This is a genomic window from Sandaracinus amylolyticus (assembly GCF_021631985.1).
GTDB classification, from domain to species: Bacteria; Myxococcota_A; Polyangia; order Polyangiales; family Sandaracinaceae; genus Sandaracinus; species Sandaracinus amylolyticus_A.
In genome coordinates this window covers 7,287,331-7,311,956 of the sequence record NZ_CP070225.1, presented here as the reverse complement: position 1 = coordinate 7,311,956, position 24,626 = coordinate 7,287,331, and the positions used below count along the sequence as shown (strand labels likewise).

Below are 24,626 nucleotides of genomic sequence, written 5' to 3'. Positions count from 1 at the left end.
CGGCGCTTCGATCGCCCGCGCTCGGGGGGAAGCGAGCGCGGGCCTCACCTCGGGCCTCCACCTTGGCACTCGTACTCGGTCAACGAATCCGCTGCTCCATGCTCGTCGCGACGGTGCTCACCGGTGCGTTGGGGATCAGCTCGGTCGCACGTGCAGACGTTCGCACCGAGGCCCGCACGCATTTCCGTCGCGGCATGGCGCTCATCGCGGAGGGCCGTGTCGACGAGGGTGTCGCGGCGCTGCAGGAGGCCTACGAGATCCTTCCGCACCCGAACGTCCTCTACAACATCGCGCGCGCCTACGCGGAGAGCGGGCGCTACGACGAAGCGCGCGACTACTTCGAGCGGTACCTCGAGACCGACCCGCCCGATCGCAGCGAAGTGCAGCAGTTCCTCGTCGCGATCGGCGATCGCCAGGCCGCGGTCGCGGCGCGCGAACGTGCGCAGCGGGCCGGAGACTCGACGACCACGACGTCGTCGTCGTCGGAGCCTTCGAGCGGTGCGCGGCCACTCGCGTCGATCGAGGAGATCCAGGCGCTCGAGGACTCCGCCACGCAGATCGCGGCGCTCGCCGAGGCGACGGAGAGCGAAGCGCTGCGGCGTCGTGCCGAGCAGCTGCGCTCGCTCGCCGTCGATCTGCGGAGCCGTGGTCGCGTGGGGGGGGTGACCCGCGGGCGCACCGTCGATCCCGTGGGGAGCGCGGGCTCGGCGGGTGGCGCGGGCGAGGGTGGTGCCGGTGGGGGCCCGGATCCCGCGGTCGATCCGACGCTCGCGATCCGCGCGGCCGAGTCCGACGTGTACGAGGAGTCGGTCGTGTCCGCGGCGCGCTTCGCGCAGTCGCCGCTCGATGCGCCGGCCTCGACGACGGTCATCTCGCGGCAGGACCTGCGCCTCAGCGGTCTCTGGAGCCTGCCCGAGGCCTTGCGCCGCGCGGCGGGCGTCGACGTCATGACCACGACGCCGGTCGACTCGAACCTCGGCATCCGTGGGTTCAACCAGCGTCTGTCGAACCGCGTGCTCGTGCTCGTCGACGGACGATCGACGTACATCGACACGCTCGGCGCGACGCTCTGGGCGACGCTGCCGGTCGGCCCCTCGGACGTCGAGCGCATCGAGATCATCCGCGGTCCTGCGTCGGCGCTCTACGGCGCGAACTCGTTCAGCGGCATCGTCAACATCATCACGCGCGCTCCCGGCGAGCCCTCGACCGAGGCGATCCTCGGCGGCGGCAACGGCAACACGCTCTGGGGCCACGCGCAGACGTCGGGGCGCATCGAGCGGCTCGCGTATCGCATCGCCGCCGGATATCTGCGCGCCGATCGATTCACGCGCGAGGTCGGCCCCGATCGCGTCGACTACTTCACGCCCGACGAGTACGGCGATCCCGCTGCCGCGACGGCGGGTGGGTTCGCGAACGCGAGCCTTCGATATCGAATCATCCCCGAGCTGCAGGTCAGTCTGCAGGGCGGCATCGTCGATCGACTCCAGAACTTCCAGGGCACCGGCCCGCTGCGCGACTTCATCGCGCGCGGCCCGGTCGGGCACGTGCTCGGCAGCATCGAGACGCCCTACGGCTCGATCCGCGCGTTCTACACGCACTTCGACGCGCAGGCGCAGCTCGGCTCGGTGCCGCGCGGCGGCGATCCGGTGCGCGGCGACTTCGTCTCCGGCACCTTCGACGTCGAAGCGGAGTTCGCGCAGGAGTTCGATCTGCTGGTCCACCACAACCTGCACGTCGGCGCGAGCTATCGCCGCAAGACGGTCGCGTGGGACTACCTGGGCCAGGCGTACGAGCAGAACCACTACGCGCTGTTCATCCAGGACGCGATGCGGCTCACCGAGTGGCTGAGCGTCGTCGGCAGCTTCCGCACCGACTTCCATCCGCTCCTGCCCGACCCGGTGTTCTCGCCGCGCGGCGCGGTGCTCGTGCATCCGTCGCAGCGCTCGACGATCCGCGCATCGGTCGGCACTGCGTTCCGCACTCCGACGTTCCTCGAGTCGTATCTCGACCTCCGCAATCCGACTCCGATCCCGGGCGTGCACGTCATCGCACAAGGCTCGGAGATCGCGCGTGGTGAGCCGCTGCAGCCGGAGAACATCCTCTCGGCGGAGCTGGGCTACCGGAACGAGGAGTTCGAGTTCCTCGATTTCGAGATCAACGTCTATTACAACCGTGTGAGCAATCTGATCTCGCTCGCACAGGTCCAGCCGTTCCGGCTCGCCGATTACTCGGGTGGCGTCGACCAGGGCGATTTCCTGCAGAGCTACTCGCGCGGCACCGCGAGCTATCCGGTCGGCACGATCACGTTCCAGAACGAGCCGCCGATCTTCGACGTGGTGGGCGGCGAGGCGATGACGCGCATCTATCCCGTCACCGGCCTCGACATCTACGCGAACTACGCGATCAACCAGACGTTCACGACGGTCCCCGCGACCGCGAGCGGCGTGTTCCGCACCGAAGAGGCGCGCACGAGCACGCACCACGTGAACGCGGGCATCCAGTATCGCTCGGAGTTCGGTCTCGACATCAGCGTCGACTTCCACTTCGCGAGCGAGCAGCGCTGGCTCGAGCAGGTCTTCACCACCGAGGGCGGGGGTGGTGTGGCGTACGGCGAATTCGATCTCCCGGCCTATTACCTGATCAACGCGCGCATCGGATATCGGCTGTTCGACGATCATCTCGATATCGGGATCGTCGGATACAACATCACCGACAATCGACACAGACAGCATCCCTTTGGTCAGGAGCTGTCGGCGCGCTTCATGCTCACCGTCGCCTACCGGATGTGAGAAGCGGAGGACACCAGCACATGCGCTTGATTCCCCACCTCGGAACGCTCTGCGTCGGAGCCCTCACTGCCGGCGTCCTCGTCGGCGGTTGTGATGATCCGAACACCGACACGTTCCGGCGGAACGGCGGTGCCGCGCCGGATCCGACCGGCGTCATCGAGGGGACGGTCCTCTACGTCGGCTCGCGTCCCGACTGCGTGCGCGCAGGCGACGACGGCACCGGAGAGCCGACCGAGATCATCGGCAACGTGATCCTCACGCTCTTCGTGTTCGACAACCCGCCTCCGCCGAGCGGCAGCGCGTCCAGCGCGACGAGCCTCCTCACGATCCCGGGCGAGACGATGTTCTCGCTCAACGACTGCATGCCCCTCGAGCCGACGGCGGAGGATCGCCGGCCGATCATGCGCTCGGCGCCGTTCATCTGGCCCGAGCTCTCGCTCGGCCGCGGCGTGTGCGAGGACCCGGATCCCGAGAATCCGACCTGCCCCGGCACTGCCTATCAGATCCGCGGCTTCTTCGACTACGACGGCGACTTCAATCCGTTCTTCAGCGTGCGCAACCTGCCGACGGCGGGTGACGTCGCGGGCGGTGCGTTCATCAGCACGAGCGCGGTGCCCCCGCAGTTCCAGCGCATCGCGTTCGGGCACATCGACGAGAACCCGAACGGTCAGGTCGTCGAGGGCGTGGCAGTGACGCTCGGCGCGCCGGTCTCCACCGAGCGCCCGGTCTTCCAGGTCGCGGATCAGACGCGCGCGCTCGACTCGCGCGATACGCTGCCCACCACGCCCGATCCGATCATGCGCGAGGCGCAGCTCCTCGGGCTCACGAACATGCGCCTCGACTCGATCGTCGACGCGACCGCGGGCGCGCAGCCCTCGTCGGCGTGGCAGAACGCGTTCACCGCGGCCGGCATCGACTCGAGGAACTACTTCTTCGGCAGCCCCGCGTACGGCTTCTACGTCGCGCCCGTCGACGCGAACAACGACGGCATGCAGGACGCGCATCCGATCCTCGGCACCGCCAACATCAACTACTTCTTCCCGGTGCCGATCGTGCGCCGTGCGCGCACGCCCGCCGAGCAGCGCAGCGGTCTGCCCGACGTGCTGATCGTCGGCTCGATCCCGCCGACGACGCAGAACGAGCTCACGACCGGCGGCTTCCCGGTCGAGGTGTTCAATCAGGTGCGCGCGGGCATTCCGCCGATCGCGGTCATGATCACGAACCCTCAGCTCCCGAGCGAGTGCCGCGTGCCGATCATCGCGCCCGGCAACACCGCGGAGACCTACGAGCGCATCTGGGTCGACTGTCAGGAGCTGCCGAGCGGCAACTACGACGTCAACCTGCTCAGTGGTGTCGCGGGCGCGCAGATCGTGAACGCGATCGATCAGTGCCTCAGCACGTGCACGCGCGATCCCGCGACCTGCGAGACGATCTGCAACATGACGGCGCCGCGCCGAACCGAGACCGGCAACACGCACTGCCGCGACAACCCCGCGCGAATGACCGATCCGATGGCGCCGGCGCGCCTCTGCAGCGGCAGCGCGTCGGGTCAGGCGTGGTCGGTGCCGAACGAGCTCGGCTGCCCCGACTTCTCGTACCGCATCGGCGCGGTGAACCAGCTCGATCCGGTGCGCGGCGACGGCTCGCTCCCGCTCTGCGGTGAAGAGGGCTCGGCCATGCTCGCCGAGCAGGGCCGCGCCGGTGGCTGGTCGATCGTCGACGCCGCGGACGACACGACGCCCGAGCAGGTGGGCTCGTTCGACCCGGGCCACGGCATCCCCGCGTGCACGATGGCGCCGCGCGTCTCGGCCGGCGGGGCGTCGAGCCCGGTCGCGTACATGCCGGCGAACCCGGCGTGCTGCCCGGCGTCGCTCGACGTCTTCTGCGGTCTGCCGCTGTGCCCGTTGCGCAACGCGGCGACCGATGCCGACGGCAACGGTGAGCCCGACCTGATCGCGCCCGATCCCGCGCTCGGCATGACGGCCCCGGAGCCGTATTCGTACCCCGAGGCCGTCGTGCCCGGTCGCGATGGAACGACCCGCAGCACCCGCGAGATGCGCGTGCCGGGCACCGCCGCCGGCGACGGCGACTATCACATCGACGACGACGACCGCGTGGTCCCCCACTGCACGCCGTTCCTCATGCCCGCCGGGTGCTGTCAGATCGCGGAAGCGTGCCGCCAGGATCCCGAAGGCGAGGCCTGCCCGCGCTGATCTCGCCGCGCGTTGAGTGTCGTGAGCTGCGGCGGTACTCTCCTTTGCGCCATCCGTAGATGGTGCAAAGGAGAGAGCCAGTGTCACGCAACAACAAGATACGTTTCGCCATCGTCGTTGGGCTCGCGCTCGCACTCGCTGCGTGCGGCTACTTCACGGGTTCGGTCGCGACATACCTGCCGCACACGGGCGCCTACGACTTCTCCCGGGTCGCGCTCCTCAGGTCCCCAGACACGCAGCCTGATCAGGTCGTTCTCTTTGCCACTCCGTCGACCTGCACGGTCATGAACGTCGACGGGAGCATGGGAACGGGCCAGTGCCGCAGGCCGGGCACGACGGACACGAACCTCGGGTTCTCCCTCACTTCCGTCGCGCCCGGGACGAACCGGCAGGTGTGGGCGCTGACGGATGGCGGCACGCGCGTCCGGCGTCTCACGTTCAACTCGCTCGGAACGCTCACAGCGATCACCACAGTGATCTCCTCGACCGGTTGGGCCAACGAGGACATCGCGGTGTCGGGCGACGGAGCGACCATCTATCTCGTCGGCGGCTCGTCGCTGACCGGTTATTCGTCGACCGGCGCATGGCTCGGCAGCGTCCCGGTGCAGCGCGACGGCACGATCACGGCGGGCAGCCGACGTCGCGTCGCGGTCGATCGCACTCGGGACCGTGTGGTCGTCATCGAACGCGTCGTGCAGAGCGGGACGAACGCGCCGAAGATGCGCTTCAGCATGCACCACTCCGCGATCGCGGCGAACGGGTACTCCGTTCTCCAGCCTTTCGGCTTCTTGGACGTCGACGTGGCAGGTGAGATCGTCGACTTCGACATCGACGCCGACAACCTCGTCCTCGAGCACAGCGTCGGGCTCGATCCGACGACGCTCGAGGTCTTCTACTGGCCGGGCGGGGGTTTCGGCGCCACGCGCTACGGCACGAGGCAGACCTATTGGTCGTCGTTCGGCAGGGCCGGCACCCTGACCGGCCGCGGCGTGGTCGGCGACATCGCGGCGTGCGGCGGAAGCGGGGGCGCGTACCTGTGGCGCGCTCGGACGAACGCCGGCTCGGGCGGATACATGCTCGAGCGGCACACGATCTGCGCCGAGAATTGACCCCCGCGCTGGCGGCGCCCATCATCGGGCGCCGATGACGCGAGGGCGACGCACCGCGGTGATCCCCGGCAACCACGACGGTGTGCACGCCGGGCACCGCGCGCTGATCGACGAGGCCCGACGGCGTGCCGACGCCGCGGGCCTCGACGTCGTTCCGCTCACCTTCGATCCGCACCCGCTCGCGGTGCTCGCGCCCGAGCGCGCCCCCGTGCCGATCACCACGATCGCGCGTCGCATCGAGCTGCTTCGTGCGGCGGGCGCCGACGACGTCGCGGTCGCGCGCTTCGATGCCGCGTACGCGGCGCGCACTGCCGAGGACTTCGTCGACGACGTGCTCGTGCGCGAGCTCTCGGCGCGAGAGGTGATCGTCGGGCCCGACTTCCGCTTCGGCGCCGGGCGCACCGGCACGATCGAGCGCCTTCGCGAGCTCGGCGCATCGCGGGGGTTCGGCGTGACCGAGGTCGCGCCGGTCGAGCTGCCCGACGTCGGTCGCGTGAGCTCGACGCGGGTGCGCGAGGCGCTCCGCGAGGGCGCGATCGATCGCGCGACGCGCATGCTCGGTCGCGTGCACGACGTCGACGGAACGATCGTCGAGGGCTTCCGTCGCGGCCGCACCATCGGCTTCCCGACCGCGAACCTCGACTGCGATCCGATCCTCATGCCGGCCGACGGCGTCTACGCGGTGATCGCGCGCGTGATCGCGCCGCAGCGCGATCCGCAGCTCCTGCGCGGCGTCGCGAACCTCGGCACGCGCCCCACCTTCGCCGCGGGCCGCTCGGTCGAGGTGCATCTCTTCGACTTCACTGGTGATCTCTACGGCGCGCGGCTGCGCGTCGGGTTCGTCGCGCGGCTGCGCGCCGAGCAGAAATTCGACGGCATCGACGCACTTCGGGCACAGATCGCCAAGGACGCCCAGGCGGCGCGTGATCGGCTCGTCCAGGACGAGCCGACGTGGAGGCTCCTCTGAAGGACCTCGAGCGACGTTCCTGGGACGAGCTTCTGGACGAAGCGCGGAGGCGTGGCGTGCCGAATGCGGAGTCGATGGATCGAGAGTCGCTGATCGACGTGCTGCGCGGGCGCGATGCGAGCAGCCGGACCGGGGCGTTCTCGATCGCGCGGTCGCTGCTGGGGCGCGTCGCGAGCACGGTGCGCGCGGTGCTGCCGGTGCCGCCCGAGCGTCGGCTCGAGCGTCCGCCGCCGAGCCTCGCGCGTCGCGAGCGTGAGAGCGAGCCGGTGCTGCCCGTCGCGACGATGACGAAGCTCGCGGACGCGGCGTTCGCGGGCGTGAGGTTCGACGAGGGCGAGACCCTCGCCATCGTGTGGCGGGTGCACGAGAGCGCGATCGCGCGCGCGCAGCTGATCGCGCCGGCGGGCGCGGAGATCCACCTGCGCGTCGTGCGCGTCTCGTGGCCCGAGGGAGCGGACGCGCCGCGCGTCGAGCGCAGCGATCACGGCGTGGTGCGCAGCGAGGGCACCATCGTGCTCGCGCCGCGTGTGCCCGGCGAGAAGATCGTTGCTGCGATCGGCCTCGCGAAGGGCGAGTCCGAGATCGTCGCGATCGATCACGCAACGCTCGGCTGACGTCGCGCGATGTGTGTCCCGCACATACGAGGCGGGCATGCAATCGAGACGAGCGAGACCAGGGTCGCTCGTGATCGCGTTGACGGCGATCACGAGCATGGGATGCGCGGAGATCGCGCAGAGCGCACCGGCGCTGACGATCGAGGGCGCGGCGACCGAGCGCGCGCGAGCGTCGAGCGGCGCAGAGGGCGAGGACGCGCGGTGGTCGTGGGCGATCGGGGTGTCGCTCGGCGGTCGCTACGGGGAGGGCGTCACGAGCGTGGGCGCGGACGATCCGCCCGCGCCGCTCGTGATGCCGAGCGCGTCGCGGTGTCGCATCGCCGCGGCGTGCGCATGGGAGGCGAGGGCGCGCCGCGATGCGCTCGCGCGGGTGCGCGCGCAGATCGAGGTGTCGCGATGAGCGCGCGCAACGTCGGGCCCGTGCTCGTGGTGATCGCCGCGATCACGATGGCGCTCCTCGCGCGCGATCACGACGCGTCCGCGCAGTCGATCGATCGCACGCACATCACACCGGCGCGGGTGCGTGCTGCGCTCGCGCGATATCGCGACGAGCCGAGCGTGGACGCGCTGGTGCGCGCGGTGCTCGAGTCGCCCGCGCTCGATCCCGGGCGTGCGCGCGACGCCGCGGATCGCGCGCGTCTCGCGGGCCTGCTGCCCCAGACGCGCGCCGAGGTGCGGCGCGGTCAGACCCTCGATCTCTCGGCGCTACAGAGCACGACCGGAGAGCGCAACGTGTGGTCGAGCGACGACTCGCTGAGCTTCTCGGGGAGCCTCACGTTCCAGCTCGATCGACTGCTCTTCGCGCGCGAGGAGACCTCGCTGATGCGCGAGCTGCGCAACCTCGAGGAGCGTCGGCTCGAGATCGCGACACAGGTCGTGCACCTCTACTTCGAGCGCCGGCGATTGCAGCTCGAGCGCGATCTCGCGGGCACCACCGACGTCGCGATCGAGCTGCGGATCATCGAGGCCGAGGCGCTGCTCGACGTCTTTACGAGCGGGGCCTTTTCTCGGATGATGGCCGAGTCGATCACACGCGGCGCGACTCCTGCGGACGATGGTCTCGAGGAGGGGGACGACGCCGACGAGGACGTGATCACGGAGGGTGGATGAGCGCCGACAACCGCAAGCATCGCCGTTACGCCGTCGAGCTCGCCGCGGAGGTGGAGATCCGCGGCGAGACGATCGTCGCGTCGACCCAGAACGTCTCGGCCGGTGGCGTGGGTCTGATCGTCGATCGCGAGGTGAAGGAAGGCAGCGAGCTCGCGGTGACGCTCTTCCTCACGCAGGACGGGATCGAAGATCCCGACGAGAACCCGTTCGAGGCGAAGGCGATCGTCGCGTGGACCGCTGTGCAGGACGCGGGCACGTGGATCGCGGGTGTGCGCTTCGCGAAGGTGTCGCCTTCGCAGAGCAAGCAGCTCGAGCGCTTCCTCGGCAAGCTCGATCCCGGCTGAGTGGTTGCCGGAGTGCTCGTCCCGCCGGTCCCGGACGGGAGCGCGCGAAGCGCGCGGGACGGTAGGGACCGGCGGGCGAGCCGATTTTCTCGACGGTCTTCGAGATCAGCTCGGGACGAACACGCCGTGGAACGTGAGGGGCACGGTGTGATCGAAGTGCACGCGCGCGAGCGGCCCGTCTTCGAGGCGTGATGCGTCGAGGATCGCGAGGTGGCTCGTGCTCGTGCGGGCGCTCCAGATCATCGTGAGCGCCCAGCCCTCGTCGACCGGCGCGTTCTTCGCGCGCGGGGCGAAGACCATCTCGGACGCGCGCTCTCCCGGCTCGAGCTCGTAGCGCGACAGGCGATCGCGCTCGAGGTCGAGCCGCAGCAGCGCGTTGCGGGTGCCCGAGTCGCTCGCGAGGAGCATCGTGCGGTGCGACGTGCCTGCGATGCGCTGGTCGATCATCGGGAACTCGGCGTGCACGTCGGTGAGCGGATCGCGATGCATCGTGCGGCGCGCGGGATCGAGCACCACGCGCGTGGGCACGCCCTGCTCGAACGGTGCGCCCGACGCGCCGAGCTGATCCATCGTCGCGAAGTCCTCGTAGCGCACGAGGTCGATCACGATCTCGTCACGGCGCTCGAACGCGTTCGCGATGTGCCACGACCAGAACGCGTCCACCGAGAACCGCACCACGCGCGAGGGATCGGAGATCGGCACGACGATCACCTCGCTGCCGTGCTGGGGGCGCCACTCGAAGAGTGATCGGAAATCGCCCGCCGCGAAGAGCGCGCGCCAGATCACGAGCTCCGCGGGCCCGACGAAGAACACGAGGTGCCGCTCGGTCGCCGCGAAGTCGTGGATCATCACGTTGTGCGCGAGCGGGATGCGCGTGAGGCGTCGCGCCCGACCGGTCCACGGCAGCGCGTGCACGTCGAGCTTCGGCAGCGGCCCGAGCTCGACGCCGTACGAGTACGTCGTGCGGTGCGACGCGACCGCGTGCGGATGCGCGGTGAACGCGACGAGCTTCTCGATGCCGAGATCGCTCGGGCCGATCGTGTCGAGCGTCGCGGGGTCGAGCTCGGTCGGGCACGCCGCCTCGAGCAACGCGAAGAGGCGCCCTTGCCACGAGAGCAGCGCGGTGTTCGCGGTGTTCTTCGCGCGGAGGCGCAGCGCGTTCCACACCCGCGTGCGCCACGCAGCGTTCGAGCCGTAGAGCGGACGACCCGCGGCGCGCTCTTCGCGCAGACCGACGCTCTCGGTGACGCGATGCGCGCCGAGCGCGTTCGCGCCGTCGAGCCGCACCGCGGCGACCGCGCCATCACACTCGAACGAGTGCGAGTAAGGACGGCCGAAGAGGTCCCAGAGCCCCGGACCGTTGCGATAGAGCGTGCCGCGCAAGCCCTCGGGCAGACGACCTTCGATGCGCAGCGGCTCGAACCCGTGCTCGCGCGGGACGCTCGACGTGTACGCGAGGTGCGTCGCGCGATCGTCGTGGAGCGAAGGGCTCGGCTCGGAGATCGAAGGCGCGGTCGCGGTCGGGATCATGCGCGGAGGATGGCGCACGACGAAACGCGCGTCTGCCCTCGTTCGGAGCAGACGCGCGTTCGAAGATCGGCTCGCCCGCCGGCCTCTACCGTCCGCGCGCTTTGCGCGCTCCCGTCCGGGACCGGCGGGACGAGCACTCCGGCAGAGACTCAGTGGATCACGAGATCGTTCGCGGCGAGCCAGCGCTCGGCTTCGATCGCCGCCATGCAGCCGGTGCCCGCGGCGGTCACGGCCTGGCGGTAGACGTGATCCTGCACGTCGCCCGCGGCGAACACGCCTTCGATGTTGGTGCGCGTCGTGCCGGCCTTGGTCTTCAGGTACCCGTTCTCGTCCATGTCGAGCTGGCCCTGGAAGAACTGGGTGTTCGGCTGGTGACCGATCGCGACGAAGAGGCCCTGCGTGTCGTAGACCATCTCTTCGCCGGTCACGATGTTCTTCACGCGCACGCCGGTGACGGTGTTCTTCTCGACGTCGAGCACCTCGGTGACGACGGTGTCGAGGAGCCACTTGATCTTCGGGTTCTTCTGCGCGCGCTCGACCATGATGCGCGACGCGCGGAAGTCCTTGCGGCGATGGATGATCGTGACGCTCTTGCAGAGGCCCGCGAGGTAGAGCGCCTCTTCCATCGCGGTGTCGCCGCCGCCCACGACGCACACGTCCTGGTTGCGGAAGAAGTAGCCGTCGCAGGTCGCGCACGCGCTGACGCCGCGGTTCTCGAGCTTGTGCTCGCTCTCGATGCCGAGCCACTTCGCCTTCGCGCCGGTCGCGACGATGACCGACTGCGCGCGGTAGTGATCCTCGCCGCACCACATCTCGAACGGGCGCTTGGAGAAGTCGACGCGATCGACGTCGGCCGTGATGATCTCGGTGCCGAAGCGCGCCGCCTGGGCGCGCCATTTCGCCATGAGATCGGGGCCGGTGATGCCCTCGGGGAAGCCCGGATAGTTCTCGACGGTCGTGGTGATCATGAGCTGACCGCCGGGGATGCCGCCGATGATCGCGCCCTCGATGAGCAGGGGCTTGAGGTTCGCGCGCGCGGCGTAGATGGCGGCGGTGAGGCCCGCGGGGCCCGAGCCGATGATCACGACGTTGTGGGTCTTCATGTCCGTCTTCTTCTTTGGCCTGCGGCGCTTTTGAGGCGCGCGCCGCGGGGGTGCAAGTGTAGCCCGGGCTGGTGGCGCACACCGTGTCGTTGCTGCCCGCGAGCGTTGCGCGAAACTGGCACCTCGCGCCGGGCTGGTCGGATGATCCGCGCATGCGCTCGACGACGCCGGCGATCGCCGTCCTCTGTCTCGTCCTCGTTGCGACAGTGGCTCGCGCGCAGGACTTCCCGCGAGGCCGCGACGCCGGCGCGCTGATCCGCACCCCCGGTGTGCGAGCGCGTACGTGGACTGCGATCATCGTGCACCACAGCGCGTCGTCCGAGGGCAACGCCGCCTCGATGGACGCGTACCACCGCGGCGTGCGGCACATGCCGCGTGGCTTGGCCTATCACTTCGTGATCGGGAACGGCCACGGCCTCGGTGACGGCGAGATCGAAGTCGGACCGCGGTGGACGCAGCAGCAGCCCGGCGCGCACGTCGCGTCCCGGCTCCGCGACGCGAGCACGCGCGCGCTCTGGGACGAGGTCGCGATCGGGATCGTCCTCGTCGGCAACTTCGAGGAGACCGCTCCGACGCGGCGGCAGCTCGCGACGCTGAGCGAGCTCGTCTCGGCGCTGCAGCGGCGCTTCCGCATCGAGGGCGCGCGCGTCTTCGACCACGGTGAGATCGACGGGGCGCACACCGCGTGCCCCGGCCGATCGCTCCACCGCGTCGTGCGCGGCCTGAGGAGCCGGGCTGACGGCTGATCGGTCGCGCGCCGCCCGAGGGCACCCATCGCGCTCCGAGACGCCGAGCATCGTGCGCGGGCCGAGACCCGACGCATGCTCGAGGAACCGAGCACGGAGCAAGAGCGGCAGCACGTGCGGGCCGCCGGCCTCCGAGCACGATCACCGCGGCGGACGCCCCACCATCACTGCTCGACGAGAACCGTGCGGACGGGGACCCGCACACCCAGAAATGGAGTCGAGGGGGATCGAACCCGTTCAAAGTGGCGGGGAAACGCGGCTTTCCGAGGCGAAACAGGCGATCGCGGGCTCGTCGGCGTCGCGTGGTGCCGGCCGAAAACCGCGAGGTTCGGCGGGGGTTTCTCGAAACGTTACGCGCGTCACCTCGCCGAAGCTCCGCGAGGCGCTCGACGTGCTGCGCACGGTCGGTCGCGGCGACCTCGCAGACGCGCTCGAGCACGCGCTCGCGGCGCGGGCTCTCGGCGGATAAGCCGCGTCGCCTGCGGCGACGCGTTCCGCTGGCGAGCGCGACTCCTCGGGCGAAGTCGACTGATCGCGTCACCTCGAGGGAGGCGCGACGCGTTTGCGCTGCGTGTGGTTCGCCCTCGACGGAGTTCGTCGAGGGAGCTTCCGCGACGCGAGGTGATGCAGAAGGTCTACGAGCGCGAGTGAGCCTAGGCGCCCTCGCGGACTGGGACATCAATTCACCCCCACGGGTGAAATCCGCGCCGACCGCAGCGGACTTTCTTGACACAGCGACCGGGCCGCTGGTAGCCGCTGCTGAATGGGGCGGAAAGAGCGCAAAGAAATCATCGGGAAGATCGAGGCTCATCGTAAGAGCAAGCTGCTCTGCTACGTGACGGGTGATCGGTCGCCGATCACAGCGCAGATCGGCGACGACGCTGTCAGACCGATCTTCGATCACCTCAGGGCCTTCAAGAAGGTTTCGACGCTCGACCTCTTCATCTACAGTCGCGGAGGCGCGATCGATGTGCCGTGGAGGATCGTCAATGCGATCCGTGCCGCGAGCGACGAATGGCGGATCCTGATCCCGTTCCGCGCCAACAGCGCCGCGACACTCCTAGCGCTGGGTGCGGACGCGATCGTGATGGGAAAGCAGGGCGAACTCGGCCCGATCGACCCGACGCTGAACACAAAGCGGGTCGTACCCGGGCAGAACGCCATCGTGCAGGACGCTGTCAGCGTCGAAGATGTCATGGCGTTCGTGAAGTTCATCCAGGAGCGATGCGGCCTCAGCGAACAGGACGCGATCGCTACAGCCGCTGGGAAGTTGATCGACCGCGTCGACGCGGTCGTGCTCGGAAGCCTCTACCGAACGCACTCGCACATCCGTGACGTTGCTAGACGCACGCTGCTCTCCCGGAAGCAGCCCCCGAACGATCAAGTGTTGACCACGATTGTGCAGACCCTGGCTGAGCAGGTCTACGCACACGGTCACGCGATCGGGTACGAGGCAGCTACTGCCATCGGCCTCCCCGTCGAGCAGGCGGACGACGTGCTCGAACCCCTGATGTGGGCGCTCTTGGAGGACTACGAGTCGGAGCTCAAGATCCGCGAGCCGCTCGATCCCGTCGCGGCGGTGGGCACGAAGGACGCGTACGACGAGGACGCCTGCATCGCCGTCGTTGAGAGCGCCGCGAGCGTACACCGGCACGTCGGGCGCATTGAGATCCGGGCCAAGCGACAGATGCCCCCGCAGATGAACGTCAATGTGAACCTCTCACTGCAAGCGCCCACCCTGCCGCAAGGGATGGCCCCGCAGCAGGCGCAGCAGATGCTCCAGCAACTTCTGCAACAGGCCCAGCCCGCGCTGCTGCAAGGCGCCCAGCAGGCCGTGCAGGACGCGTTGGCGAAGCAGGCGCCCCTCATCGGTGTCGATGCGGCTTGGCGTGGAGGCCACTGGACGCATGAACCGTAGTGATCGCGCACGCGAAACTCTGGGCAGCTGGACGAAATCTCGGGCAGAATCGACCGACGAGGCAGGTATGACGGGCATGGATCAGGAAGCGGAAGTCGCGGGAATCTCCAATCACGACACGCCGACGCTCGTCGTGGCGACTCTCGCGTTCAGCCTGTTCCTAGCACCGAGTTACGACGTTCCCGAGGCCGACACGCATTCGCCGGAGCACCAGTTCCTTGTGGAGACGGGCTCTTCGTCGATCGCGCCGGGCCTTTCGGTCCCTCTGCCTGTCCGCTGAGCACGTGCGCGAGCGGGCGGCTGCGTCCGCCGCGCCTCGAAACGCCCACGGCACGGGCACCTGGCGCCGGGCCGCGGCGCAAGACATCGTCCTCGTCGAGGGCCGGAGTCGGCCCGCGGATCTGGCGCACGGTGCGACGCGGCGTGCAAGATGAGCTGTTCGGCCTTGTGACCGCGGAGCTCTCGGAGGGCACCCTGCATTCTGCGGTTCGCCCCCGAGGGCGCGTGCCGTTCATCGCCGAACACGTTCGCACGCCGCATCGCTGCGCGTCGTCGCCTCGTCGCCTCGTCGAGATGGCGCACGACTTCGCGCCGTTCTTCGATCGCACATGCCTCGAGCGCACGCTGCGCGAGCGCGCCCCAGGGCTCGTGAGGCTCGTTGGTGAGCGCGAGGTGCACGCGGTGATCGAGCTCGCAACGCGCCCGCTGCGCGCGTCGTGAGTGCATCCTCGCGGCATGGCACTCTCGAAGGCTGACCTAGACGCCATCCGAGCGATCGTTCGGGACGAGATCAAGCGAGCCCTTCCCCGCCGCGCGTCTCTGCCGAGGCCTCGCCCTGTGGAGCATGGGACAAGCCTGGGCACGGTCGACGAGGCTCGTCGCGCGCGCCTCGAGGCCGCTGACGAGTGGATCGGGTACCGCGAGGCAGCTGAGCTGCTCGGCTACGGCGTGTTGGTGATGAAGTCTGGGCGAGAGGTCAGTCTTACCCGACACGGCGATCACAAGACCAGGCACTACGCCAAGGCCGAACTGCTCGAGTACGTGCGTCGGCGCGACGAAGCTGGATGGATGACTCTCGAGGCGGCCGAGGAACGGCTCCTCGACGAGCCAGGCTTCTGGAAAGTCTCCGAGCGCGTTCCGGCGTCGCGCAGAGGCGGCGTGCTCATGCGGTCGCGGCTCGAGGTCGAAGCTACCTACGAGCGACACCGCGAGATGCTTGAGGAGCGCGCGAAGTTGACGCCCGGCGAGAAGCGCGAGCTCCTTGAGGCAGCTCGGCGGGAGGCGCGTGAAATCGCGAGGCGGATGGGGTTCATCGTCCGGCCCGAGCGGTAGGGCTGCACGCGGTCCAGTGGTCGACGCGCGCGTCGGCTACTTGGGCCACTGCCATCCGGCGGGGGGCGAGTACGGTTCGATCTGATCCGCGCGGCCGCGAATATGGGCAACCACGAGCGGCTTCAGCGCTTCGTTCGCGCGGCGACCGAGGTCAGATGCTCGCAGCGAAACGACCTCGAATGGCATCCCGATCAGCGGCTCCACGGCGGCTTTCGCCGCCGCATCGGCGAAGTAGAAGCGCGAACCCTCCATGTTGTCGCCGTCAGAGAAGGCAGGACGGCCTACTGCAACGTTCGGAGGAGGTTCGTCGCCGAAGGCCGAGAGGAAGCCGCGCCAGAGCTTGCCGCGCTTGTCGTCGTAGTGGAACGCAACGCTGTTCCGGCACCTCACAAGCGCGTCCCTGAGTGTCGGGTCGCCACCCTCGCGACCACGCGCGACCGCTTCGATCGCCTCCCACGCCGTGCGAGCTTCCGGGCCGACGGCATTCAGAAGGGACCGGAACTCCGCTGAGTCGACAACGGCGCCTCGTTCTCGAACGAGGTCGAGGAGCTCGTGGACGAGACCGACCATCCATCTCGCGTTCTGGAGCACCATCCCGGACAGCTGTCCGTTTTGCGCGTCGCCACGCGCGAGCTTCATCGCGTCACGAAGGAACCAGAGCGCCGTGACCAAGCCCTTCAAGTCGTTGAAGACCAGCGCAAGCGACACGATAAGCTTGCCGACCTCGTCGTGGTCATCGCGGACTATGTCCGACGAACGCACGGCGAGCGCAGGGGCGACCTCGAAGTGCGGGAGCTGGGCCGGTCGGTGCTTGTCGATAGGGCCAGGGCGCGCAGTTGGGCGAGGTCGCTTCTTCACGCTCGGAGTAAGCGTGCAGCACCGCCCGGGACGCAAGCACGCCGAGCAGCTTTCCGTCCTGGAAGCTCGTGCTTGCTAGCGCTCGTTGAAGAGAACGTCGCGGGCACTGACGGCGCCACCGGAGTCAGCCGCGGTTCGTCGCACGATCTGCGACCAGCGCGAGCAGTCGTTCCCCGAGCATCGTCGTGTCGGCCGTATCGGGTGAGCTCTCGGGCAGGTGCGGCTCGCCGAGTGGGTGCAGCCGCAGGATTAGTCCCAAGTCGACCAGACGGCTCGCGAGCGTCGAATCGAGCGCGCGCGCGTCATACCAAGGACGCAGGCGCATCCGATCGTCCTTCTCCCAACGACCACGGGCACTGACCGGACGCGCCTTTTCTTCGATCCTCCGCAGCAGATAGATCTCGGGATACTCCATCTGACTGAGGATCGCGAAGAGCCGGCGGGTTAGGCCCTCGCGGTATTGCTTCGCATCGAAGGCGTTCACGACCGCATTGGTAAGGATGCGTCGCTTCTCATCGTCCGCAGAGCTGCGCGCCGCGTCCAGGTACATCGCGAGTACGGCTGCGACGTCGCCGGCCTTCGCCGTCGGCTCAAGCGAGCGTAGTCGCTCGTCGATCTCTTCAATGCGTGCGGCGAGCGCGGCGATAGCCTCGCTGTCGCTCAGTGCATCGAGAGCCTTCCGGCCGACATCGTGCCTCTCGACTGCGGCGAAGAGTCCCTGCAAGAAGACCGTAGCAGCGGGTCCCGCGAGAAGCCCGAGCGGACCGCCCATCGCTGCCCCGCCCGCTGCTGCGACCGCGCCGAGAACCTGCAGTATGAACTCGCGCTTCATGTTGCCGACAACTTCGCCGGCAGCCTTCGTCTCGGCCGCATCTCGCACGATCGCGCGCCTAAGCTCGTCCGCGTCGCCCTTGCTGCTGTCGTCCATCGTTCGAGCTTACGGCTCCAACAAACGCACGTCCCGTTGGCAAGGCGCGTCGGCTATGACGAGAGTGCGGCATCGTCCGTAGCTGCAGTCCCTCCGCCGCCTACGCGAGTCACCGAAGGGACTCCAGCGGCGTCCGCGTGCGTTCGCCGCGCCCGGCGCCTGTAGCGCTTCCGGCCACGCCCCGGACTATCATCGGGCCGATGAGGCTATCCGACGACGCACTCTGGCTCTGGCGCGACCTCTGGGAGGACGGAGCAGAGATTCTCGATGGCGATCGTGATGAGCTCCTTGGACGCTTTGGCGACGAGGACGGCGAACCGTGGTCATTGGAGCGACTCGAGGCTGCGATCGCCGAGCTGCGCGCGCGGTCGATCCTCAAGCCGGGCGGCGAGGTCGAGTCACCCGTCGTCGAGATGTCATCCAGTCGCATCACCGACGACGGCCTGCTCGTGCAGATCGCCCTCGTTGTGATCGCGACGGAGGAGGTCGTCGAACGCAAAGCCTGGCGCGCGATCAGTGATGTCGTGGATGACATCGAGCCGATGCTGCACCGGACTGGCCGGCCGTCGCCTCGACGTACGACGTTCGCGCTCTACTGGTGCGAAACCCGCGATCACGACGAGGACTGGTTCGTCATCGCATCGAGCGGACTGCTCGCCGAGCACTTCTTCGAGCGCTACGAGGGCTACGACCCTGGCGATTGCACCGCCTCGTGGGTTGCCGACGTTCCGGATGGACTCCGAAGCGACCAGGAGGAGGGCTGGCCGAGCGACGACGAGATTCGCGCCTGCGGCGGGGAGTTCCTTCCGATGGTTCCCGGCGGCACCAAGGAGGATGCCGCTGCGCGTGAGGTGATGGGCGTCGTCAGCAAGGCGGTTCGCTTCGGCTCACGCACGTACGCCGCGGGCGACATCGTCGCGAACCAGGTCGCGCGCCAACGGCGTGGACCCCGCAACTGACGAGCGCGAGCCCCTCGGCGCACGACGAGGAAGACGAAAACGATGACGACGCGAAAGCCGCGTTCGAGGCTTTGTTGCCGAGGATGTGGGTGACTGAGCAGACCCGTAGACCGACATCGGCCGATCGATCGGAGCTCGTGCGGACGGCCGATCAGCGTCGCCATCCGAGTTCGCGCATCCTCGCGTCGAGGCGTTCGATCGCGCGCTGAGATGCTGCGAGGAGATCGAGCGCACCGTCCGGCCAGCGCCTCTCCGCGACGCGCAGCGCGCGCCCGACCTCGTCGATCGCGGCGATCGCGCGCGTGAGCCGGCGACGCAGCGAGCGCAGTCGTTGAAGCTCGTGCGCGAGCGGGAACGCGCGCGTCTCCCACGGCGCGCACCGCTCGTGGAATGGCTGCGTCTCGATGCACCACCACGGCCCGAGGCCGAGCGGCTCGCCGCAAGCGGCGCAGCGCTCGGCGCGGTTCGGGTTGAGCTGGCTTCCGTCGGGCACAGAGGCGCGACGTCGGCGCGAACGCGCGAGGTCTGACGCGGTCGTGTGCTACGGGAGGTCGCAGACCGGACGCGCTTGGGTCACGATCCGCTGAATCGCGTCCGTCGTCGACGCGGTCTCGAGCGCCTCAACATGTGGGAGCAGGATCCGGTAGCGCGCGCTCCCATCGGACGACATCACGCTGAGGCCCTGGATGACTGCACCAAGAAGCGCAGTGACCGCGGCGGAGGTTGCGGCCGTGTAGATCACGCCGTCTTCGCGCTCGTCAGGATCGATCGTCGCTTGCCAGGCTCCCGTTGCTGACGCGAGCGCACCCGCGCCGAGCACTCCCCAACCCAGGTTGAACGCCCATTGCCGGCCGTCGTTGGCCCGATTCCTAGCGCCTTCCAGCTCGTCGCTACAGCGTTCCAACACGGTCCGTCGGCTAGCTGCGAGTTCGGAACTGATGCACGTTCCGTTCACGCACTCGGACCCGGCACCACACGCTGGGGTGCATTGCGCGGCCATGGCGACGCGTTGTCCCCCTGTATAGACGGCCATTCGCTCCTGCATGGACGTTCGAGCCGTGGGCAAGGCGCTCAGGCATCCGCCAAGAAGGAACGACGTCGCGACGAGTGTCAGCAGTTGGTGGCGCATGCCGAAGATGGAACGCGCGCGCGAGACGCACGACAATCCCACAAACGGGTGAGCTGCGTCGGACCGGAACCTCCGGGCAAAGCGGCCTAACGCGCGCCAGACCGAGGTGCATGGAGCGTCGCTCCGGACCAGGACTGCGTGTGGCGTACCGTGATTCTCACGTGCAACCCGTGCAGCCCTGGCTGGTCATCGCGTGCATTCCCGACGCGACGGACCCGACGTCGCTGCAAGTGACTCACTCGTGGGTGTGGCACGTGGATTCAAGCGCGGCGGTGGACCGTGTGCGCGACGAGTTGCGCAACTGGAGGGTGCTTCCTGAGGAGGGCTCCGACTCACGACCGTTAGCAGTGCGCGCGTACTCCGCGGAGGACTTCGTAGCGGCGCAGCAGCGCGTTCCGCAGGGTGGTTCGCAACGAGCCGCACACCTGTGGCTCGTCGCGTGTGTTGCGGCCGCGCATGCCGGGATGCACATCGCGCCCTCTCGAGTCGTACTGGCGGCGGAGTGGATCTGGGCTCCGACGAAGTTCGTCGCGATGTCTCGCGTGCGAGCAGGGCTGAGGCGTCAGGACCTCGTGACGTACTGGAGTCAGGCGTTCAGGCGTGAAGACATTCCGCCTGCTCCCTGACCCTCGCAGCGAGCGACCTGCGCCCTCAGTAGGCACGCCCGTCGCGCGCCAGAGGCCCTCGCCCGGGATCGCTGTGTCGCGCCGTCGGCCGCGAGCGCCACGATGCGGGTGAGTAGCGCGCGCAGTCTTGATCACGGACTCGGTCCCGTCAGCGACGAGACGGAAAGAGCGCTGCGACTGGCACGCGTGGCACGCGGCACAGCACACGAGCTGGACGGCTCGTGTACACGTTCGCGAAGCGGAGAGCCTCGACGACGTGTCCAGTCACCTCAAGGGGTGATTGCTGACGCTCTGCTCGGGTGACGTCAATGCTGCATGAGCGACCACGGCGACGACATCACGGAAGTATCCCTCTCGTTTCCCCTCGACCCTGACGGCTACCTCCGCCGCGAGTGCCCGACCTGCGAGCGCGAACTCAAGCGGCTCCACGTCGAGGGCCGCGGTTCAGACGTCGCCGAGCTGCACTGCCCGTACTGCGGCGTCGCGGCGAACACCGAGACCTCGTGGTTCACCCCCGCGCAACTCGTGCACATGCGCCAAGCCGCGATCGACCAGACGGGAGTGGGCGCCGCACTCGATGACCTCGAGCGATCGATCGCGTCGCTCAACCGAACGGGCGGGATGCTCCGCGCCTCGTTCGAGAGGCCCGAGCGCCCGGAGCCGCTCGCCGAGACGAACGACATGCGAGCCGTATCGTTCGCCTGTCATCCCGACGAGCGCATCAAAGTCCTCGACGACTGGACGGGCCCCGTGCACTGCACGGTTTGCGGTGAAACCACGGCGCCGTAGCTCGGACATCGCCGACGCACCCGAGTGTCGACGCTCCAGGTTCTGTCGGTTTTGTCAGCGTCACTGAGATGTGATCCGGGATCTTCTCACTTCTTCATGCGCTTCCACGGCTACGCCTAGCGCGCTGCAGACAGAACCTGACAAAACACCGGGACCGCCCTCGATTGCCGCCATCACCCCCGCGGGTGATGTCCGGTCCTAGCGCCACGCGAGAGAGTCGGCGGCTACACCGTGCGCAAGAGACGAAACCTTGAACGCGTGCCTCGCGAGCGGGCCGGCGCGTTTTTGGTCGCGACGATGCTGGCGTTGTGCGCTCTCGTCTTGGGTGGTTGCTCAGCCCCGTATCGCACAGCGCGCATCGAGAGCCGGGCCCGCGACTCAGAGAGCGGCACGGTCTACTTCGTAGAGATCCGTCGCGGCCGCGATGTCCCAGGTCGGCTCGGTGACGAGCTCTCGACCGAAGACGAGGTGACGACTGTCATCGTCTGCAACGACCGCACGCCCGAGCTCTGCGTTCGCGTGCTTCCCGACACACTGCGCACGGTCGACGAGACTCGCGCATGGGCCCAGCGCCTGAACGTGACGCTCGACGCGCAAGCCAGCGAGTGATGCGCGAGCCCGTCACCCGCGTGTGCTGCGGTAGAATCGCGCAGGTGCGAACACCACTCGCGCTCGTAGTCATCGTCGGCGCCCTCGCGCTTGGTCCGGCCGTCCTCGCCGCCAGCGCGCAATCAGGCGAGCTTCCGGCGCTCCCAGCTGCACCCGGAGGGTTCCGTCTGGGCGGCTCGTTCGGCTCGGTGGGTCTGCGCTGTATGAATGAGCGCCTCGAGTGGCGAACGACGCCGGACGGCGGTCGATGCTCGCGCACGCCGAGGCCGGTTGGGTTCACCGCGTGGGCCCACGTGCGCCGATGCGGCTCGCACGCTTGCGCGATCACGCTGGGCACAGAAGCCGAGGGCGAGACCGCACTGCAGGAGGCGCTCAGCGATCTCGCGGGGCAGCTCACCGACCGCTACGGGACGCCGCGCGACGCCCATGACGGGGACGCGGACTGTCTACTGAACCTCGCCGCCGGTCGGTATGCGTGTCTGCTCGCTGGCAACGCCCGATATCAGCTCGATTGGCCCGCGCGGGAGGGCGGCGCGATCTCGCTGCGTGCAAGTGGCCGAGCCGGCTCCCGCGTTGCCACGATCACCATCACGTATGCGACGTCGGAGGCGATCGCGTCCACGCGAGATCGCCGACTGTAACGGCGTGCGAGCCCTGCAGCTGCGCTCGTATTGCACGAGTTGCGACGGTAGCGGCGACACCGACGGACACGCGAACTAGTCAGTAGCGAGCCGGTTCGCTCGCTCGCACTTTCATGTGCATGAGTGCGAGCGAACGGTCAGAGCGAGGCATTCGCGATCGTAAGCGCGGGCCCGCTGTCGCGTACGTCACGGCGTACGTCGCGCCCGAGCTTGCGCGCGAGCTGAAGATGCGAGCCGCGGCCGAGGGCCGAACGGGCTCCGAGCTCGTGGAGCGCGCGATCGCCGCGATGCTTCACGGAGAGGGCGCCGGGCAGTCGGCGTCGATGGTGCGCTGATGCCGCCGCGTCGCTTCCAGGACGACGACGGCGACGGCTTCGACGACCTTACAGGGGCAACGCCTGGCGAGTACGCGCGCGCGCAGTCGCAGGCCACGCCAAGCGGCCCATCGGGCGGCGCGGGCGGGAACGCCTACTACGACGAGTGGGCCTCGCAGCAGCGCCCGACGTACGACCCGAACGATCCCGACTACGAGCGCCAGCGCCGCGATGCGGACTCGGGGCGCATGGGCGGTCTGCGCAGCGGCAACCCGAACCAGGCGAGCGATTCGCAGCTTGGCGTTTCGGGGCTCTCGGACTTCGACGAGTCGAGCGCCGGCACGTTCCTGTGGGGCGACATCTCGGGCGCGACCGCTCGAGCGGCCGACTACCGCCGACGTCGCGAGCAGGCCGAGCGGCAAGGGTGGTGGGGCCAGGCCGAGACCTACGCACCGAGCGCTGATGACCTGTGGGTCCAGTACGAGGAGGAGACGCTCCCCGACCTCCCGCAGCGCTCGGAAGCGGGTCGGGCCGCGGGCAATGACGCCTACATCACCGACGCGCTGCGGGCGATGCAGAACGTCTATCAGTCGGGCGGGATGACCGATGCCGATCGCGCCGCTGCGCAGCTCCAGCGGCAACAGACCGGCATGGCCACGCGCGCGATGCGTGATGCCGACCTTGCTGCGCTCGAGGCGCGCGGGATGGGCGGCAGCGGCGCTGCTCTCGCGTCGCGGCTCGCGGCACAGCAGGCGAACGCGATGGGACTGTCGACCGCGGACGCGCAGCAGCGGATCGCAGCGCAGCAGCGTGCCTTGCAGGCGATGCAGGGCGTCGGCGCTCTCGGCTCGCAGTACTACGGGCAGAGCTACGCGCAGGATGCTGGTCGGCGCGACGCGATCGACAACTTCAACCGCTGGCGCACCGAGACGCAGATGGGCGTCAACCAGCGCAACACCGATCGCCGCAACATGACGCGGCAGTCGCGCGCGCAGTCGCGTCAGCAGGCGTATGACAACCGCGAGCGCCTCGCGGCGGGCCGCACGGGGCAGTACCCGGGTACGCGCGATCCCTCGCAGGTCAGCGACGAGAGCAACAGCCGTACGGGCGGGTTCCTCGGTGGGCTCATCTCCACTCTGGCGGGGTCGTGATGAATGAGGGTGAGACGCTCGAGCCGTTCGTGATCGGCGTCAGCGACGAGGAGCGCCGTCGGCGTGCCGAGCAGCAGCGACGCGACGACGCGGCTCGTCGGGCTCAGGTCGACGCTCTCCGCGCGATGCAGGCGCTCGAGGGGCCCGCTATCGAGCCGGCGCAGACTCCGACGCCGCGCGCCGATGCAGTCATCGCCGAAGCGCAGGGCCGCCCGCCCATCTCTCCGATGCTGCCGGAGACTGCGGAGCCGGCACGAGTCACGCGGACGCCCTATGCGCAGCTCCCCGGAGCGCAGCGCATGGAGAGCGGTGCGGTCGTGCTTCGTGGCGAGCCGCAGACTGCGGAGACGCTGCGCGAGCATCAGCAGGCGCGTGCCGCGATGGCGATGCAGGCGCGCCCCGAAGCGCCCACGCCGCGCATGGACGTCCCCGCGGTTGCGAGCGGCAGCGATCCTCAGATGCGCATGCAGGCGCCCGCAGCGCCGCCGCCCCCGCCGCGCGCTCCCATCGCACCGCCGCAGCAGCCGTCGTCGCCTACGTTCGCGATGCCTCGCGTGGACCCGCGGGTCATCGAGGACGCGCAGCGCACGCAACTCGCGCAGCGGGCCGGCGCGGAGATGCTCGAGCGCCGCGGCGTGATGGCTCGCAAGCCAGAGCGACCGGCGCCGGGCCGCATGGACGACGGTCTACCGACCGACGCCGTCACTGAGATGAGATCTACGGGTTCTTCTCCTTCTTCTCTGACCAGCCACACGAGCGGTCAGAACGCGCAGACGGAACCCGACAAAACCACCTCGGCGAACGGCGTCGCAACGCGGGCCAGGAGTGTCGCATGAGCAGGAGCGCA

26 protein-coding genes are annotated in these 24,626 nt (G+C 68.9%); 20 read left to right on the top strand and 6 right to left on the bottom strand.

Features of this window, described 5'->3' with window-relative positions; translation table 11 throughout:
* Positions 1-98 precede the first annotated feature (98 nt).
* The 8 genes from I5071_RS30955 (at position 99) to I5071_RS30920 (ending at position 9,146) form a co-directional block, all read left to right on the top strand.
* A complete protein-coding gene (locus I5071_RS30955) occupies positions 99-2,789 on the top strand; it encodes a TonB-dependent receptor domain-containing protein (protein WP_268921163.1) in 2,691 nt (896 codons plus the stop codon).
* Between the two features lie 20 nt (positions 2,790-2,809).
* A complete protein-coding gene (locus I5071_RS30950; protein WP_236516857.1) occupies positions 2,810-5,002 on the top strand; it encodes a hypothetical protein in 2,193 nt (730 codons plus the stop codon).
* 80 nt (positions 5,003-5,082) lie between these two features.
* A complete protein-coding gene (locus I5071_RS30945) occupies positions 5,083-6,111 on the top strand; it encodes a hypothetical protein (RefSeq protein ID WP_236516856.1) in 1,029 nt (342 codons plus the stop codon).
* A gap of 34 nt (positions 6,112-6,145) precedes the next feature.
* Positions 6,146-7,078 (top strand): bifunctional riboflavin kinase/FAD synthetase, encoded by a 933-nt coding sequence (locus I5071_RS30940; RefSeq protein ID WP_236516855.1) that lies wholly within the window; start codon positions 6,146-6,148, stop codon positions 7,076-7,078.
* A gap of 74 nt (positions 7,079-7,152) precedes the next feature.
* The gene (locus tag I5071_RS30935) at positions 7,153-7,692 is read left to right on the top strand and encodes a hypothetical protein (RefSeq protein ID WP_236516854.1); all 540 of its coding nucleotides are present in this window, start codon (positions 7,153-7,155) and stop codon (positions 7,690-7,692) included.
* 70 nt (positions 7,693-7,762) lie between these two features.
* Positions 7,763-8,092 carry a hypothetical protein gene (locus I5071_RS30930; RefSeq protein ID WP_236516853.1) on the top strand — a complete coding sequence of 110 codons (330 nt, stop codon included), beginning with the start codon at positions 7,763-7,765 and terminating at the stop codon, positions 8,090-8,092.
* Entirely contained in the window at positions 8,089-8,802 is a 714-nt protein-coding gene (locus I5071_RS30925; protein ID WP_236516852.1) for a hypothetical protein, read from the top strand. The genes I5071_RS30930 and I5071_RS30925 overlap by 4 nt, the downstream gene beginning before the upstream one ends.
* Positions 8,799-9,146, top strand: coding sequence for a PilZ domain-containing protein (locus I5071_RS30920; RefSeq protein WP_236516851.1), 348 nt, complete (start codon positions 8,799-8,801; stop codon positions 9,144-9,146). The genes I5071_RS30925 and I5071_RS30920 overlap by 4 nt, the downstream gene beginning before the upstream one ends.
* Positions 9,147-9,251: 105 nt before the next feature.
* Here I5071_RS30920 and I5071_RS30915 read toward each other — a convergent pair whose 3' ends face one another.
* A complete protein-coding gene (locus tag I5071_RS30915) occupies positions 9,252-10,676 on the bottom strand; it encodes a carotenoid oxygenase family protein (protein ID WP_236516850.1) in 1,425 nt (474 codons plus the stop codon).
* 149 nt (positions 10,677-10,825) lie between these two features.
* Positions 10,826-11,779: a thioredoxin-disulfide reductase gene (trxB, locus tag I5071_RS30910; RefSeq protein WP_236516849.1), complete on the bottom strand. Its 954-nt coding sequence runs from the start codon at positions 11,777-11,779 to the stop codon at positions 10,826-10,828.
* A gap of 152 nt (positions 11,780-11,931) precedes the next feature.
* On the opposite strand from trxB, the gene I5071_RS30905 reads away from it, so the two are divergent.
* From I5071_RS30905 to I5071_RS30885, 5 genes are all read left to right on the top strand, one after another.
* Positions 11,932-12,525, top strand: coding sequence for a peptidoglycan recognition family protein (locus tag I5071_RS30905; protein ID WP_236516848.1), 594 nt, complete (start codon positions 11,932-11,934; stop codon positions 12,523-12,525).
* A 763-nt stretch (positions 12,526-13,288) separates the two neighbouring features.
* Positions 13,289-14,443, top strand: coding sequence for an SDH family Clp fold serine proteinase (locus tag I5071_RS30900; protein ID WP_236516847.1), 1,155 nt, complete (start codon positions 13,289-13,291; stop codon positions 14,441-14,443).
* A complete protein-coding gene (locus tag I5071_RS30895; RefSeq protein WP_236516846.1) occupies positions 14,433-14,723 on the top strand; it encodes a hypothetical protein in 291 nt (96 codons plus the stop codon). Before I5071_RS30900 ends, I5071_RS30895 begins: the two co-directional genes overlap by 11 nt.
* Before the next feature lie 131 nt (positions 14,724-14,854).
* The gene (locus tag I5071_RS30890; RefSeq protein WP_236516845.1) at positions 14,855-15,163 is read left to right on the top strand and encodes a hypothetical protein; all 309 of its coding nucleotides are present in this window, start codon (positions 14,855-14,857) and stop codon (positions 15,161-15,163) included.
* A gap of 15 nt (positions 15,164-15,178) precedes the next feature.
* On the top strand, positions 15,179-15,775 hold the full coding sequence (locus I5071_RS30885; protein ID WP_236516844.1) for a hypothetical protein: 597 nt from the start codon (positions 15,179-15,181) through the stop codon (positions 15,773-15,775).
* 36 nt (positions 15,776-15,811) lie between these two features.
* On the opposite strand, the gene I5071_RS30880 is transcribed toward I5071_RS30885, so the two are convergent.
* Positions 15,812-16,537 carry a hypothetical protein gene (locus I5071_RS30880; RefSeq protein ID WP_236516843.1) on the bottom strand — a complete coding sequence of 242 codons (726 nt, stop codon included), beginning with the start codon at positions 16,535-16,537 and terminating at the stop codon, positions 15,812-15,814.
* Positions 16,538-16,757: 220 nt separating this feature from the next.
* Positions 16,758-17,561 (bottom strand): hypothetical protein, encoded by an 804-nt coding sequence (locus I5071_RS30875; protein ID WP_236516842.1) that lies wholly within the window; start codon positions 17,559-17,561, stop codon positions 16,758-16,760.
* Between the two features lie 200 nt (positions 17,562-17,761).
* Between I5071_RS30875 and I5071_RS30870 the strand changes: the two genes are divergently transcribed.
* Positions 17,762-18,520 (top strand): hypothetical protein, encoded by a 759-nt coding sequence (locus I5071_RS30870; RefSeq protein WP_236516841.1) that lies wholly within the window; start codon positions 17,762-17,764, stop codon positions 18,518-18,520.
* 151 nt (positions 18,521-18,671) lie between these two features.
* Here the strand turns inward: I5071_RS30870 and I5071_RS30865 are convergent, their stop codons facing one another.
* Complete coding sequence (locus I5071_RS30865) at positions 18,672-19,013, bottom strand: hypothetical protein (RefSeq protein WP_236516840.1); 342 nt, start codon at positions 19,011-19,013, stop codon at positions 18,672-18,674.
* Between the two features lie 48 nt (positions 19,014-19,061).
* Positions 19,062-19,427 carry a hypothetical protein gene (locus I5071_RS30860; protein ID WP_236516839.1) on the bottom strand — a complete coding sequence of 122 codons (366 nt, stop codon included), beginning with the start codon at positions 19,425-19,427 and terminating at the stop codon, positions 19,062-19,064.
* Positions 19,428-20,590: 1,163 nt separating this feature from the next.
* Here I5071_RS30860 and I5071_RS30855 point away from each other — a divergent pair.
* From I5071_RS30855 to I5071_RS30835, 6 genes are all read left to right on the top strand, one after another.
* Entirely contained in the window at positions 20,591-21,064 is a 474-nt protein-coding gene (locus tag I5071_RS30855) for a hypothetical protein (protein ID WP_236516838.1), read from the top strand.
* A gap of 231 nt (positions 21,065-21,295) precedes the next feature.
* On the top strand, positions 21,296-21,673 hold the full coding sequence (locus I5071_RS30850) for a hypothetical protein (protein WP_236516837.1): 378 nt from the start codon (positions 21,296-21,298) through the stop codon (positions 21,671-21,673).
* On the top strand, positions 21,673-22,314 hold the full coding sequence (locus I5071_RS30845) for a hypothetical protein (protein WP_236516836.1): 642 nt from the start codon (positions 21,673-21,675) through the stop codon (positions 22,312-22,314). Before I5071_RS30850 ends, I5071_RS30845 begins: the two co-directional genes overlap by 1 nt.
* 113 nt (positions 22,315-22,427) lie before the next feature.
* Positions 22,428-22,649: a ribbon-helix-helix domain-containing protein gene (locus I5071_RS47070; RefSeq protein WP_419249608.1), complete on the top strand. Its 222-nt coding sequence runs from the start codon at positions 22,428-22,430 to the stop codon at positions 22,647-22,649.
* Positions 22,649-23,779 (top strand): hypothetical protein, encoded by a 1,131-nt coding sequence (locus I5071_RS30840; RefSeq protein ID WP_236516835.1) that lies wholly within the window; start codon positions 22,649-22,651, stop codon positions 23,777-23,779. Before I5071_RS47070 ends, I5071_RS30840 begins: the two co-directional genes overlap by 1 nt.
* A complete protein-coding gene (locus I5071_RS30835; protein ID WP_236516834.1) occupies positions 23,779-24,615 on the top strand; it encodes a hypothetical protein in 837 nt (278 codons plus the stop codon). The genes I5071_RS30840 and I5071_RS30835 overlap by 1 nt, the downstream gene beginning before the upstream one ends.
* Positions 24,616-24,626: the final 11 nt, after the last annotated feature.